The organism is Barnesiella sp. An55 (assembly GCF_002161555.1).
In the GTDB taxonomy this organism is placed as follows: Bacteria; Bacteroidota; Bacteroidia; order Bacteroidales; family Barnesiellaceae; genus Barnesiella; species Barnesiella merdipullorum.
The window spans coordinates 15,698-30,479 of record NZ_NFHZ01000010.1; the positions used below are offsets into that span (position 1 = coordinate 15,698).

Below are 14,782 nucleotides of genomic sequence, written 5' to 3' on the forward strand. Positions count from 1 at the left end.
CCATGCTCATTGTCGGAATCATACTCACCTGCCTCCTGGGCATCCTGCTGACGGCCCTCGTCAGCCCGCGGTTTTCGTGGACCGAACGCATAGGTCTCTCGTTCCCCCTGGGAATGACCCTGCAAACCATCGTGATGGCCCTGCTCGACCTGGTGCATATCCCCCTCACGGCCACCTCGGTATTGCTGGCCCAGGCCATCGTCTTCGCCCTGCTCATGTTTCTCGTGTGGCGCTACCGCGGCATCGACAGTCTGCGCTTCACCCCCGCCATGCTCAACGACTTGAAACAGGCCAATCTGGTGTGGATACTCCTCCTGCTCGTCATCGCCTATTGCGAATACATGAACTACTCGAAGTGTATCTTCTTCCCGCCCAGCGACCGCGACAGCCTCGCCGCCTTCGACACCCTGGGATTCGTAGCCGACCACGACCATACCTACCTGCGCATGAGCCTCTTCGATGCCGACTATAACCCCTCGATACACCGGGCCGGAGGCAGCATTGCCTACGCCCCCTTCGTACAGTTGAGCTATGCCTATGTCTATCTGCTGGGAGCCGAAACCTCCAAAGCAATACCGGCCCTCATGTACCTCTTCTTCGTTATCGCCTTCTACGGCATCCTGCGACGCAACACGGGCAAGACCATCGCCGCCCTCACCACACTGCTCATGATGATGGCGCCCGAAATGATAGCCTTCTCGTCGCTCTCGGCCACCAACGCCATGCAAGCCGCCTTTGCCTCACTGGGCATCGCCTATACGGCCAGCTGGCTGCGTAGCCGCCACGACCACGAGCTCTATGCCGGAGCCCTGCTGCTGGGTGCCAATATGTGGTGCCGCAACGAGGGCATCGTCTTCATCGGTGCCGCCTGTATCGTCTTGCTCATCGACTGCATACGCCGCAAGAGCTACCGCAAGGGATGGTACTTCACCGGCCTGGCTCTGCTCCCGGCCGTAATCTGGTTTATCTATATGAAAGTAGGCGCACTCTATACCGAAGGGATGGCCATCACCCATCTCTTCTGGGACGGAGAAAAGGCATCCGAAATAGCCGGCGGGTTCTGGGCCCTCTTCAGCAACCCCGTCTATTACGGCTGGACCTTCCCCGCCTTTGCCCTTCTGTTCGTAGCCAACGCCTGGTTCATGATCAAGAAATACGACAATCTGCCCCTGCTGGGCATGATTGTACTGAGCGTACTCTTCTACGGATTAGTCATCTATCACGTGGACTATGTGTGGGATTCAATACACAACGTTCTCGCCTACTCGGCCAAACGGTTCTTCTTCTGTTTTGTCCCCATGTGCTGGTACTTCGTGGCAACCACCCACATTGCCCGCCGGGGAGCCGACTATATCGAACGGTACCTCTCCTTGAAATAGATTGCCACCTGCGAAACCTCATCCACCGCTTTACCATGGATGAATTCAATCTGGCAGCCTCGACTGCCGACCGAAAATAAAACCGGCTGCACCGCAGCCAAGTGCTGGATAGTGGGGGAACAAGCTCTCGTCCCCCGATAGAACTGCGGCAGGAAACCCACGGGCAACCTGCGGTTCGGTCCTATCGATTTTAGAAAAATTGACAGGAAAGAACAAACAGTCTCTAAAAAATGCAAAAAGATAGCGGGAGCATTTAAACCTTGACAAGATGTCAAGGTCATATAAACATTGAAATCTAACTGATCAATAGATTGATTTTTTTAAGATGTGTAAGAAAGGTATTTTCATCCTGTTTGCGTGTATTTTTTCCTTGATGGCAGCCCAAAGCGCCTGGGCCCAGTTTACGATTTCGGGTACGGTAAAAGACAAGACCGACGAGTTGCCCCTCCCGCAGGTAAGCATACGCCTCCTCTCGGCCCGCGACAGCTCCTTTGTCACCGGCGTATCGAGCAAGAACGACGGCACCTTTGCCCTCACAGTCAAGAAAGCCGGCAACTACCTGGCCGCCTTCTCGTTCCTGGGCTACAAGATCACCTACGAACCCGTGCGACTCACCGCCGGACAGTCGCGGCGCAACCTGGGCTCAATTCTGCTCGAGAGTAACGACATCCTGCTGCAAGAGGCCGTCGTCGTGGGGAAAGCCCCCGAGGTAGTGGTCAAGGAAGATACTGTCGAGTTCAATGCCGACTCTTACAAAACCCAACCCAACTCGGTTGTAGAAGACCTGCTGAAGAAATTGCCGGGTGTCGAAGTCGATAGCGAAGGCAAAATAACCCACGCCGGCAAAGAGATTACCAAGATTCTGGTCGATGGAAAAGAGTTCTTCTCCGACGACCCCAAGATAGCCACCAAGAACCTGCCGGTCGATATTGTCGAAAAGCTGCAGGTAGTCGATCGCAAGTCCGACCTGGCCCGCCTCACCGGAGTCGATGACGGCGAAGAAGAGACCGTGATCAACCTCACCATCAAGAAGGGGATGAAACACGGTTGGTTCGGCAACGTTGCAGGCGGATACGGCCTCGACGGCCGCTACGAAGCCGGCGCCATGGTCAACCGCTTCTTTGGCGACAACCAGGTGACCATTCTCGCCGGGTCGAACAACACCAACAACATGGGATTCACCGACCTGGGTGGCAGCCGTTTCCGTCGGTTCGGCGGCATGAACGGCATCAACACCAGCCACAACGTGGGTGTAAACTTCAACGTGGGTAAAGGCGAAGAGTTCCGCGTAGGCGGCGACGTGAGCTACAACAACAGCAACCGCAACGTGCTGCAACGCACCGAGCGGCAAAACCTCTTTGCCGACAGCACCTCCTATTACAGCGGCCACAACAAGATGAACGACCACGGGCAGAACATACGCGGTAACTTCAGGATTCACTGGGAAATCGACTCGCTCAACACCCTCGAGTTCCGACCTCGATTCGCTGTGGCCCTCTCCCGTTCCGACAGTTACGACTCGGCACTCACCACCGCCGGAGACCTGGCCCGCAGCAAAGTCAACTTCAGCGAGAGCAACAACTTCAACAAGGGTACAGGCTACGATATCTCGGGCGAACTCATCTACAACCACAAATTCCGTTCGCGTCCGGGGCGCTCGTTCAGTATCCAGGCCGAATACAAATTCAGCGACACGAAAGAAGACGGCTGGACCAAGGCACTCTACAAGTACTACCAACTGGCTACCGACAGTACTCTCGACCAGATGGACGACGACCACACCTGGAGCAACAGCTATGGGGCCCGACTCACCTGGACCGAACCGCTGGGCGACGTGAAGAAAGGTCGATTCCTCACCTTCTCCTACCGGTTCAACGCCAACTTCAACAACGCCGACAAATACACCTACGACATATTTACCGACCCGCTCACGGCCCTGCCCTTCGACACCGTGCGCAACGACGACCTGAGCAACAGCTTCCGCAACAACTACTTCAGGCATCGGGCCCAGGTAGGATTCAAGCAGGTAAAACCCACCTATACCTACGATGTAGGTCTGGCCGTCGAGCCCTCATCTTCGCAATCGATCGACCGCATCAACAGCGACCGCAACATTCCCAAGCGCACCGTATTCAATGTGGCGCCCTATCTGCGCTACCGCTACAAGCTGGGCAAGCAGACTTCGCTGCGCATCGACTACCGCGGATCGTCGTCGCAGCCCACCATGACCCAGTTGCAACCCGTAGCCGACGTGTCCGACCCCCTGCGCGTCGTTATCGGTAACCCCACCTTGAAGCCCTCGTTCAAAAACACGCTGCGCGTGCGCTTCAACGACTACGACGAGAAGACACAGCGGGCCATCATGGCCATGCTGTTCGGCGGGTTCACCACCAACAGTATCATCTCCGAGACCACCTACGATGCCACGACCGGCGGACAGACCACCACCTACCGCAATGCCAATGGCGTGTGGAACGCCTCGGGTATGCTCATGTTCACCACCCCCTTCCGCAACAAACACTGGCAACTGAACAGTTTCAGCCGTCTCAGCTACAACAACAACGTGGGCTACAACAACGGCATGCGCAACGATGCCGGTTCGTTCAATGCTGCCGAAAATCTGGGTATCGCCTTCCGGTCCGACTACTTCGACGCCGAACTGCGGGGCAACTATCGCTATGCCTTGGCTACCAACAGCATGCAGAACCAGAGAGACCAAAGCACCCACAACTACGGAGGCACCATCAACCTGAACGGATACCTGCCCTGGTCCATCACCTTGGGCACCGACCTCACATACAGCGGGTCGTCGGGCTACTCAGCCGGCTACAACACCGAGAGCTGGCTATGGAATGCCCAGGCTTCCTACCAGTTCCTCAAAGGCAAGAACGCCACCATCGCCCTCAAGATATATGATATCCTGGGGCAACGCAACAGCATACGCCGTACGGTCACGGGTAACTACATTCAGGATGTGGAGTACAACACCCTCAACACCTACGGACTGCTCACCTTCACCTACCGCTTCAACACCTTTGGCGACAAGCGGCCCGACATGGGGCCTGGCGGTCCCCGGGGTTACGGACATCCGGGCCCGCCTCCCGGCAGACACCGGTTTTAATCGACTCGACTGACTTTTTCTTATACACAAAAACGAAGCTGTACCCGACAACACGTCACGGTACAGCTTCGCTTTTTTTAGTATCATTTTCCCGATAGCCTCCGGGGGATAAGGTCAACTCAATGCACAGTCACCATCGTGGCCCCGAATCCATATTCGCGGAACGAGGCATCCTGGCAGGTACAGTTCTTGTACTTGTCGCGCACCTCCTTGAGCAGCGCATTACGCAACACACCCTCGCCCTTGCCGTGAATAAAGACAATCTTGCGCCCCTTGGCATGGCGATACTGGTCGAGCGTCTCGCGCACCTTGTCGAGCTGATAGTTGAGAATATCCGAGTTGGAGAGCCCCGCAGTCGTGTCGAGCAGAGCCGAGGCGTGTAGGTCGATCTCGATGATACCGGGCTTCTCGGCACGACGGGTCACCGGCTTGCGCACAGGATTATCGGCACTCTTTTTCATCTTCATGGCCCGTTCAAGGTCCGAGGCGTCAAACACCATGGGGCGCACCGGCACATCGTTCTTCACGATATCGAGACACCACGACGGCTCGTCGAAGTAGAGACTCTCGCGGAAGGTATGCAACTTGTAAAACTTGGTCGTGTCGAGCCGGTACTCCACGGCCACAGGGCTCTTCAAGGCAAAATGCTTGTCTTTCTTGAAGGCGATATACTGGATGCAGATGCGCTCGAGTGCGTTGACATCCTCTTGCCCGAACTCCTCGAGCAGCAGCTGTATGTTGGGCTCTACCACCCCGGCATAGCGCGTGCGCCACCCCTCGTCGTCGCGGCTCAGATAAGAGAAATAGAGGTAGTAGTTGCTGTCGTTCACCAGGTAGCACGAGAAACGGGTCGTGTTCAGATGCTTGCTCTCGTCGGGCAGATAGGCCAGGGTAATGTTCAGTTTCTCCCCCTCGGGACGCTCCTCGGCCGCAAAGTCATCGGCCTCATCGGCCACCTTGGGAGTCACCGTCTTCTCGACCGGCGGCACATCCACCACCTTCGAGGCAGGCATCGGGGCACTCTTGCGGGTCGGTTCGGCCGGCTCTACCACCACACACTCCCGGGCCAGTACCGGAGTCTCGAAACCATCTTCATCGATATAAGCTATATCTTTCTCGATTTTCACCACTACCCCGCCTCCTACGGCATTGAGGTAGCGCACTCTATCACCTACTTTTACCATAATTCCATTGTTTTAAAGTCTATTGCAGCCCACCGGCAACAAGCGATTTCGTTGCGGCAAACCGCACTATATTCGGCAAAGTTGCTTATTTTTGCACGATATTCAAAACAGATTATGCAAAAAACACAAGATATTCGCATCGAGGATTTCAATTATCCGCTGCCCGACGAGCGCATTGCCAAGTTTCCCCTCCCGCAACGCGACCACTCCAAACTGCTGGTCTATCGCCAGGGGCTCATCGAGGAGCATCACTTCTACGACCTGCCCCAAGTGCTGCCGTCCGACAGCCTGCTGGTATTCAACAACACCCGGGTGATACAGGCCCGTCTGCACTTTCGCAAAGAGACTGGTGCCCTCATCGAGGTATTCTGCCTCGAGCCGCTCGACCCACACGAATATGCCCTGTCGTTCCAGTCCACCGGCTCCTGCTCGTGGCTCTGCCTCATCGGTAACTCGAAGAAGTGGAAGAGCGGTCCCCTCACGCAAGAGGTCGTGATCGACGGCAAGGCCACACACTTCACCGCCGAGCGGGGTAATCCCCACGGCAACGCCTACGAGGTGCGCTTCTCGTGGGACAACCCCGAGGTAACCTTCGCCGCCCTGCTCGACCAGGCCGGCGAACTGCCCATCCCCCCCTATCTGAACCGGGAGACCGAAGAGAGCGACAAGACCACCTACCAGACCGTTTACTCCAAAATCGAAGGGTCGGTAGCCGCCCCCACCGCCGGACTGCACTTCACCCCCGAGGTACTGGAAGCCATCCGGGCACAGGGAATACCCGAGCTCGAACTCACCCTGCACGTGGGTGCCGGCACCTTCAAGCCAGTCAAGAGCGAGACCCTCGAAGGGCACGAGATGCACACCGAGTATATCTCGGTCAACCGCGACCTCATCGACACCCTGGCCCGCACCGACCGCCGCGTGGTAGCCGTGGGCACCACTTCGGTGCGCACCCTCGAGAGCCTCTACTACATAGGCAAGATGCTGGCCGCCAATCCCGATGCCACACCCCAGTCGCTCGTCGTGAGCCAATGGCAACCCTACGACGGCAGCCCCGAAATAGACTCACGCGAGGCCCTGCGACTCATCGTCGAGTACCTCGACCGCCACGACATGAAACGGCTGGTCACCGCCACACAAATCATCATCGCACCGGGTTATCACTACCACATCGTGCAAGGTATAATTACCAACTTCCACCAGCCGCAAAGCACCCTGTTGCTGCTGGTATCGGCCTTTGTCAATGGACGCTGGCGCGAGATTTACGACTACGCTCTGGGACACGGCTTCCGGTTCCTCAGCTACGGCGACAGTTCGCTGCTGCTCCCCTGAGACGATTCGTCGCGGCAGCCACACAATAAAACGGCAAAAAAAACGTATCTATAATAGTATCGATACTTGCGACAAGCGGGGCGGCCCACAGGAGTCGCTCGCCGTTTTGTCGTCGCTCGACAAAAAGGAATGAAGATAAAGACGGTATTTTGGGGATTGGCTATTGCCGGCGTGTTGGCGTCGTGCTCGGGAGCAAAGCTAAGTGTTGCCAACGAGCAATACGCCCGGGGCGAGTTTTACGATGCCGCCCAGACCTACCGTAAAGTATATGGCAAGACCAACCCCCGCAAAGAGCGCAAGTTGCGCGGCGAGGTGGCTTTCAAGATGGGTGAGTGCTACCGCCGCATCAACATGGCGGCCCGCAGCGCGGCAGCCTACCAGAATGCCATACGATACGACTACCCCGACAGCATGGCCCTCTTCTACCTGGCCCGCAGCCAACAGTACGAAGGCAAATACAAAGAGGCTATCAAAAACTACCAGGCCTACCTCGAGACCGACCCGCAGAGCTCCCTGGCCAAGAACGGCATACGGGGCTGCAACCTGGCTCAACAATGGAAAGAGAATCCCACCCGCTATGTGGTCAAGAAGGCCACGATTCTCAACTCGCGCCGCAGCGACTTCGCCCCCATGTACCTGGGCACAGACTTCGACCAGATCTACTTCACCTCATCGACCGAGAAATCGCTGGGCAAAACCAAGAGTGCCATCACCGGTACCAAAAACTGCGATATCTATTTCTCCAAGAAAAATGAGCAAGGGGCCTGGCAAAAACCCGAGCCCATCGAGGGCGATGTCAATACCGACGAAGATGAAGGGGTCATCAGCTTCAGCCCCGACGGCACCACCATGTATCTGAGCAAGGCTCGCCGCGAACCCAACTCCGACACTTCGGTCGAGATCTACACCTCGACCCGCACCGGCGCCCAGTGGAGTGTACCCAAAAAATACGAAATCACCGCCGACACCCTCTCGGCCTTCGGCCATCCGGCCGTGTCGCCCGATGGCGAATACCTCTATTTTGTCTCCGACATGCCCGGTGGATACGGAGGGAAAGACCTGTGGCGAATCTCGCTCACCGACCAGGAGGGCTCTCTCGAGAACCTGGGCGTGCAAATCAACACCCCGAGCGACGAAATGTTTCCCTACATCCGCGCCAACGGCGACCTCTACTTCGCCTCCGACGGCCACCCCGGCATGGGCGGGCTCGACATCTTCAAGGCCCGGATGAACGACTCGGGCATGTGGCAAATCGAAAACATGAAATACCCCATCAACTCGTCGGCCGACGACTTCGGCATCACCTTCGGCGAGGAGGAGACCGGCTTCTTCTCGTCCAACCGGGGCGACGGCCGGGGCTACGACAACATTTACAGCTTCGAGCTGCCCTCGATACGCGTGTGGATAAGCGGTACGGTGCTCGACAAAGACGACGAGCCGGTGCCCGACGCCATCATCCGCATCGTAGGCAACGACGGCTCGAACCAAAAAGAGTATGCCCGCAAGGATGGCAGCTTCCGGTTCAAACTCGACCGCGGAGTGCACTATGTGATGCTGGCCTCCTGCCGCGGATACCTCAACTCGAAACAGGAGTTTATCTCCGACGCCGAAGAGAAGGATGCCGAGTATGGCGTCAACTTCGTGCTCGCCTCCATCAGCAAACCCATCCTCATCGAGAATATCTTCTACGACTTCGACCGGGCCACCCTGCGACCCGAGTCGGAGACTTCGCTCAACGAACTGGTAAAGATGCTCGACGACAACCCCAACGTCTCCATCGAGCTGGGCGCCCACACCGACTACAAGGGAAGCGACGTGTATAACCAGCGGCTCTCGGAGCGGCGGGCCCAGTCGGTAGTCAACTACCTCATCGAAGCCGGCATCGACCCCCGTCGTCTGCAAGCCAAGGGCTACGGCGAGAGCAAGCCCAAAACCATCACCAAGAAACTGGCCACGCAATACCCGCAGTTCAAAGAGGGCGACGTGCTCACCGAAGAGTACATCAGCAAGCTGTCGCCCGAAGATCAGGAGATTGCCAACCAGATAAACCGACGCACCGAATTCCAAGTGCTGTCAATCACCTGGAATCTGTACTGATTTATTATCACGGGAACATTCGATGTGAAAGGCCATGTTCAACACCCCGATGCCGGCATCGAGTCATTCTGCTCCCCGACCCCATGCGGAATCCGGGAGATACAGCCTGTAGTCATAAGCCCCCGCATAGGCATGCGGGGTGACGGCCCCCTACCGCAACTTCAACGTATCGCCCACCGAGGGTATATAGTCGTCGGGCAACTTGTTCATCTTGTAGAGGTTCTTCAGGCGGATGCCGTAACGCTGGGCAATGGAGTGCATCGAGTCGCCCGAGCGCACCACAGTATAGTCATACCCCTTCTCGGCCTTCTTCTTTTTCTTTTCGAGATAGACAATATCGCCGGTCTCGAGGGGATAGTCCTTGGGAATCTCGTTATAGCCGGCCAGTTTCTTGGCCGAGAAACCAAACTCCTGAGCGATAGACTCGAGCGAGTCGCCATCGCGAGCCTCGACATAGAGCAGCCCCCACGAGCGATAGACGGCATGCGGATTCTCTACCACGACAGGCGGCAGATCCTGCGCCCGTATCGGCTTGAAACTCTGTCGGTCATACTGGTAGAGTTCATAGAGTTCGATAGTCTGTATCAGCTTGTTGGCATACGACCGGTCGGTAGCATAGCCACACGCTTTCAACCCCTTGGCCCAGCCCCGGTAGTCGGTCACCTTCAGTTCGAAAAGCGAAGCATAGCGCGCCCGCTTGAGGAACTTGGCGTGATCCTCAAAAGAGTCTTCGGGCGAGTTGTACTTTCTGAAGCAGTCGTCCTTGCGGTCGTCGTCGTAATAGACCCGCTTCCCCTTCCAGTCACTGTGACACTTGATGCCGAAGTGGTTGTTCGACTTGCGGGCCAGTTCGCTGCGGCCGGCCCCCGACTCGAGTAATCCCTGCGCCAGCGTGATGCTGGCCGGTATGCCATACTGTTTCTGATGCTTGATAGCCAGCGATTTATATTTTTCGATGTAGTCGAGATAAACTTTGTTTTTGTGTTGCGCCGCAAGAGGAGCCAGGGTAAAAGTCAGCAGAAGAAAGAGTACAAGGTCTCGAAGTTTCATCATACGTGTAAATTCTAAAAATAGACGATAAAAATTCCCGTTCTCCAAAATTTCGCTATATTTGTATAGAATATAGAAAGCAGCCCGGCACAGCCCGATACGAATTTTTGAGTTCCCATTTGTCTTTGCCCCCGCCTTTCCTTATATTTGTAGTAGCAAGTAACCCCTTAATTAGAGTTATGGAAAACAAGAATATCACCACAAAGATAATGGTTTGCTCGTATGAAGAGCTCACCGAAGCCGAGAAAAAATTGATCGATGCCGCCAAAGAGGCCTCCAACCGCTCCTACGCTCCCTATTCGCGATTCCAGGTAGGAGCAGCCGTGCGCCTGGCCGGAGGGGTGATGGTCTCGGGCAGCAATCAGGAAAATGCGGCCTACCCCTCGGGAATCTGCGCCGAACGCACCACGCTCTTCTATGCCAACTCCCAATACCCCGACCGTGCCGTCGAGGCCCTGGCCATCGCTGCACAAACGGGCGGAAAGTTCATCGAACACCCCACTGCCCCCTGCGGTGCCTGTCGCCAGGTGATACTCGAGACCGAAGAGCGCTACCGTTATCCCATACGCATCTACCTCTACGGCACCCGCGAGACCTATATCGTCGAATCGATACGTGGCCTGCTGCCGCTCTGCTTCGGGAAAAACGATCTGCCCGAATAAGAAATAGCGCAAAAAACCGTATATTTGTAGAGCCCATGAGCCCGGCCGCCCGTGCTGCAAAACCTCCGTGCCAACGGGGCGTTGCGGAAATGAGGCGACGCGTTGCCCGGGATTGCGACAAGCATAAAACAGAACTTGAATATTCGATATGGACAACTATATTGTTTCGGCACGAAAATACAGGCCCTCGACATTTCGCTCGGTCGTAGGTCAAAAGGCACTTACCCAGACCCTCAAAAACGCCATCGACGCGAAAAAACTCGCCCATGCCTACCTCTTCTGCGGGCCCCGCGGTGTGGGCAAGACCTCATGTGCCCGCATCTTTGCCAAGACAATCAACTGTTTCCACCCCACCGAGACAGGCGAAGCCTGCAACGAGTGTGAGTCGTGCCGCGCCTTCAACGAGCAACGCTCCTACAACATCATCGAGCTCGATGCCGCCTCGAACAACTCGGTGGACGATATCCGCGCCCTCATCGACCAGGTGAGAATACCGCCCCAAATCGGGCAATACAAGGTATTCATCATCGACGAGGTGCACATGCTTTCGCCATCGGCTTTCAACGCCTTTCTCAAGACTCTCGAGGAGCCGCCGCACCACGCCATCTTCATCCTGGCTACGACCGAGAAGCACAAGATTCTCCCCACCATCCTCTCGCGCTGCCAGGTCTATGACTTCCAGCGCATCACCACGGCCGACATTGCCGAGCACCTGCAATACGTCGCCTCACAAGAGGGTATCACCGCCGAGCCCGAAGCGCTCAACGTCATCGCCCAAAAGGCCGACGGCGGTATGCGCGACGCCCTCTCGATATTCGACCAGGTGGTGAGCTTCACCGGCGGACACATCACCTACCAGGCGGTTATCGAGAACCTCAACGTACTCGACTACGAATACTACTTCCGCCTGGTCGATGCCTTTCTGCAGGGCAACGTACCCCAGGCTCTACTCATTTTCAAAGAGGTGCGCGACCACGGCTTCGAAGGGCAGTTCTTCATCGGTGGCCTCAGCCGTCACCTGCGCGACCTGTTGGTGTGCAAAGACCCCTCCACCCTGCCTCTGCTCGAGGTGAGTGCCTCGGTGGCCCAACGCTATGGCGGACAGGCGCAAAAATGCTCGCTCGCCTTCCTCTATCGGGCCATGGAGCTGAGCAACCGCTGCGACCTCGACTACCGCATCAGCAACAACAAGCAATTCCTGGTGGAGCTGACCCTGATACAAATCTGCCAGATTCTAAACCCGGTCAGCATCCCCACCCAGGAACCTCCGCTACAAAAGATAACACCGGCCGCACCGGGTTCGGTACAATCGGCTCCGGCCGCTCAACCGCGCCCCCAGGCCCAACCGCAACAACAGCAAGCTCATGCACAAAGTGCTGTGCAAACACAAACTCAGGCTCCCCAAACAGCCGAGCCTCAGGCTACATACCGGCAGGCCACGATACGCCCCGTGCCCCCTTCGCCCAAACCGGCAGCTCCGGCCCAATCGGCCCAATCGCGAAAGGCCGCACCCATGCGCATCTCCATTCACCAGAAACCGGCCGAAGCCACTCACGAAGAACAGGCCGCTGCAAAACAGGTCGTACTCGATACCCCCTTCACCGAAGAGGCTCTCAACACGGCGTGGCTCGCCTATACCCAAACCATACCTACCGAGGTGGTGCTCGTCAATACCATGCAGAGCTGCCGCCCCAAGCTGCTCGATCCTCGCACGTTTATCGTCTCGGTCGATTCACAAATTCAGGTCAACTGCATCAACGAGCACTTTCACGAACTCATGTCTTTCCTGCAAAATGCGCTCAAGAACAACCAGTTTTCCATGCAACTGCGCATCAACCAGCCGGGAGAGAAAGAGATTATCTTCAGCCCCAAGGATGTGTTGAAAAAGATGATCGAGAAGAACCCCGACATCAAAAACCTCTACGACACCTTCGACCTCGAAATCGCCTGACGCCGCAACCGCCCGGTATCCCCATACCTCACAGCGGAATACCGTACTCGTGCTTCACCTCGTCCATCACAAAAGTACTCATGAGCGAACCCATGCTCTCGATAGTCCCCAGCACATTGAGGATAAACTCCTGATAATATTTCATGTCGGGGGCATGAATCTTGAGCAGATAGTCATAGTCGCCCGAGATGTTGTAACACTCGGTCACCTCAGGTATCTCCCGCACGATGCGAGTAAACTCGGTAGCAATATCACGGTTGAGACGGCGCAGTTTCACACTGCAAAAGACCACGAATCCCCGGTTGAGTTTGCCGGGGTCGAGCACCGCCACATACTTCTTGATATAGCCGTTGGCCTCGAGGCGCTTCACTCGCTCGAATACCGGGGTGGGCGACAGATGCACCTGTGCCGCCAGCTCCTTGGTCGTGAGGCGCGAATTGTTTTGCAAGACTCGCAGAATCTGCAAGTCGGTTTTATCCAGAATCTCCATAGAAAGCTATTCTCCGGGAGGCGACTCCCGGGCATTAGAAAATCAGTTTCATTCTCAACATCTGCTCAAATATAGATATATTTTCTATATAATACGATTTACTTGTTCCCTATTTTCCAAATAAGTAGTTTTGTACAGTACAAATATTTTATTCACCATCGATAAAAACAGAACCGAATATGGACCCGAAGAAATTGCATTTCGAAACGCTGCAACTCCACGTAGGACAAGAGCAGCCCGATCCCGCCACCGACGCCCGCGCCGTACCCATCTACCAAACAACCTCCTATGTATTTGCCAACTCGGCCCACGCTGCCGCCCGCTTCGACCTGAAAGAGCCGGGCAACATCTACGGTCGCCTGGGCAATCCCACCCAAAGTGTACTCGAGCAACGGATGGCCGCCCTCGAGGGAGGAGTCGCCGCTCTGGCCGTAGCCTCGGGAGCCGCTGCCGTCACCTACGCCATCCAGAATCTGGCCGTGGCGGGCGACCACATTGTTGCCGCCAACACCATCTACGGTGGCACCTACAACCTGCTCGATCACACCCTGCCGGCCTATGGCGTGACCACCACCTTTGTCGATCCGGCCGACCTGTCGAACTTCGAGCAGGCCATACGTCCCAACACCAAAGCCCTCTTCATCGAGACTCTGGGCAACCCCAATTCGGGCATCATCGATATCGACGCCGTGGCCGAGATAGCCCATCGTCACCGCATCCCCCTTGTCATCGACAACACCTTCGGCACCCCCTACCTCATCCGCCCCATCGAACACGGAGCCGACATCGTAGTACACTCGGCCACCAAATTCATCGGCGGGCATGGCACCTCGCTGGGGGGACTCATCATCGACTCGGGACGCTTCGACTGGGCCGCCTCGGGCAAGTTCCCCCAACTGAGCGAACCCGACCCCAGCTACCACGGAGCCCGCTTTACCGACGTGGCCGGCCCGGCCGCCTACGTCACCCGCATCCGAGCCGTGATTCTGCGCGACACCGGTGCCGCCATCAGCCCCTTCAACGCCTTCCTGCTGCTGCAAGGACTCGAAACCCTCTCGCTACGCGTCGAGCGTCACGTCGAGAATGCCCTGCGGATAGTCGATTTTCTGGCCCATCACCCCAAAGTCGAGCGAGTCAACCACCCGGCTCTGCCCAACCACCCCGACCACGCCCTCTACGAACGCTACTTCCCCCACGGGGCCGGCTCGATATTCACGTTCGATATCAAAGGTGGTGAAGCCGAAGCTCACCGTTTCATCGACAGCCTCGAAATCTTCTCCCTGCTGGCTAACGTGGCCGACGTGAAATCGCTGGTCATCCACCCGGCATCGACCACACACGCCCAGCTTACCGACCGCGAGAAAGCCGAACAGGCCATCTACCCCGGTACCATACGCCTCTCGATCGGCACCGAACACATCGACGACCTCATTGCCGACCTGTCGCAGGCGCTCGACCAGGTATAGTCGGCCACCGAGCGACTCCCAACCCCAGAACAACAAAACCGGCCAGATGC

General features: G+C 56.6%; 10 protein-coding genes. 7 read left to right on the forward strand and 3 right to left on the reverse strand.

The features are described 5' to 3' along the window. The first annotated feature begins 2 nt into the window (after positions 1 to 2). Complete coding sequence (locus B5G10_RS07460) at positions 3 to 1,379, forward strand: glycosyltransferase family 39 protein (RefSeq protein WP_087424109.1); 1,377 nt, start codon at positions 3 to 5, stop codon at positions 1,377 to 1,379. Between the two features lie 373 nt (positions 1,380 to 1,752). Continuing rightward, a complete protein-coding gene (locus tag B5G10_RS07465) occupies positions 1,753 to 4,500 on the forward strand; it encodes a TonB-dependent receptor (protein WP_158098795.1) in 2,748 nt (915 codons plus the stop codon). 119 nt (positions 4,501 to 4,619) lie between these two features. Here B5G10_RS07465 and B5G10_RS07470 read toward each other — a convergent pair whose 3' ends face one another. Then, positions 4,620 to 5,684, reverse strand: coding sequence for a DUF2027 domain-containing protein (locus tag B5G10_RS07470; RefSeq protein WP_087424111.1), 1,065 nt, complete (start codon positions 5,682 to 5,684; stop codon positions 4,620 to 4,622). Positions 5,685 to 5,795: 111 nt separating this feature from the next. Here B5G10_RS07470 and B5G10_RS07475 point away from each other — a divergent pair, with 111 nt between their 5' ends. After that, positions 5,796 to 7,016 (forward strand): S-adenosylmethionine:tRNA ribosyltransferase-isomerase, encoded by a 1,221-nt coding sequence (locus B5G10_RS07475; protein ID WP_206396557.1) that lies wholly within the window; start codon positions 5,796 to 5,798, stop codon positions 7,014 to 7,016. 129 nt (positions 7,017 to 7,145) lie between these two features. Beyond that, the gene (locus B5G10_RS07480; RefSeq protein ID WP_087424113.1) at positions 7,146 to 9,113 is read left to right on the forward strand and encodes an OmpA family protein; all 1,968 of its coding nucleotides are present in this window, start codon (positions 7,146 to 7,148) and stop codon (positions 9,111 to 9,113) included. Between the two features lie 150 nt (positions 9,114 to 9,263). Here the strand turns inward: B5G10_RS07480 and B5G10_RS07485 are convergent, their stop codons facing one another. After that, positions 9,264 to 10,163, reverse strand: coding sequence for a glucosaminidase domain-containing protein (locus B5G10_RS07485; RefSeq protein ID WP_087424176.1), 900 nt, complete (start codon positions 10,161 to 10,163; stop codon positions 9,264 to 9,266). 179 nt (positions 10,164 to 10,342) lie between these two features. Here B5G10_RS07485 and B5G10_RS07490 point away from each other — a divergent pair, with 179 nt between their 5' ends. Together B5G10_RS07490 and B5G10_RS07495 are read left to right on the forward strand one after the other, a co-directional pair. Next, positions 10,343 to 10,825, forward strand: coding sequence for a cytidine deaminase (locus tag B5G10_RS07490; protein ID WP_087424114.1), 483 nt, complete (start codon positions 10,343 to 10,345; stop codon positions 10,823 to 10,825). A 148-nt stretch (positions 10,826 to 10,973) separates the two neighbouring features. Next, on the forward strand, positions 10,974 to 12,776 hold the full coding sequence (locus B5G10_RS07495) for a DNA polymerase III subunit gamma/tau (RefSeq protein ID WP_087424115.1): 1,803 nt from the start codon (positions 10,974 to 10,976) through the stop codon (positions 12,774 to 12,776). A gap of 28 nt (positions 12,777 to 12,804) precedes the next feature. On the opposite strand, the gene B5G10_RS07500 is transcribed toward B5G10_RS07495, so the two are convergent. Continuing rightward, positions 12,805 to 13,266 carry an Lrp/AsnC family transcriptional regulator gene (locus B5G10_RS07500; protein ID WP_087424116.1) on the reverse strand — a complete coding sequence of 154 codons (462 nt, stop codon included), beginning with the start codon at positions 13,264 to 13,266 and terminating at the stop codon, positions 12,805 to 12,807. A 179-nt stretch (positions 13,267 to 13,445) separates the two neighbouring features. On the opposite strand from B5G10_RS07500, the gene B5G10_RS07505 reads away from it, so the two are divergent. Next, complete coding sequence (locus tag B5G10_RS07505; RefSeq protein WP_087424117.1) at positions 13,446 to 14,732, forward strand: O-acetylhomoserine aminocarboxypropyltransferase/cysteine synthase family protein; 1,287 nt, start codon at positions 13,446 to 13,448, stop codon at positions 14,730 to 14,732. Positions 14,733 to 14,782 lie beyond the last annotated feature (50 nt).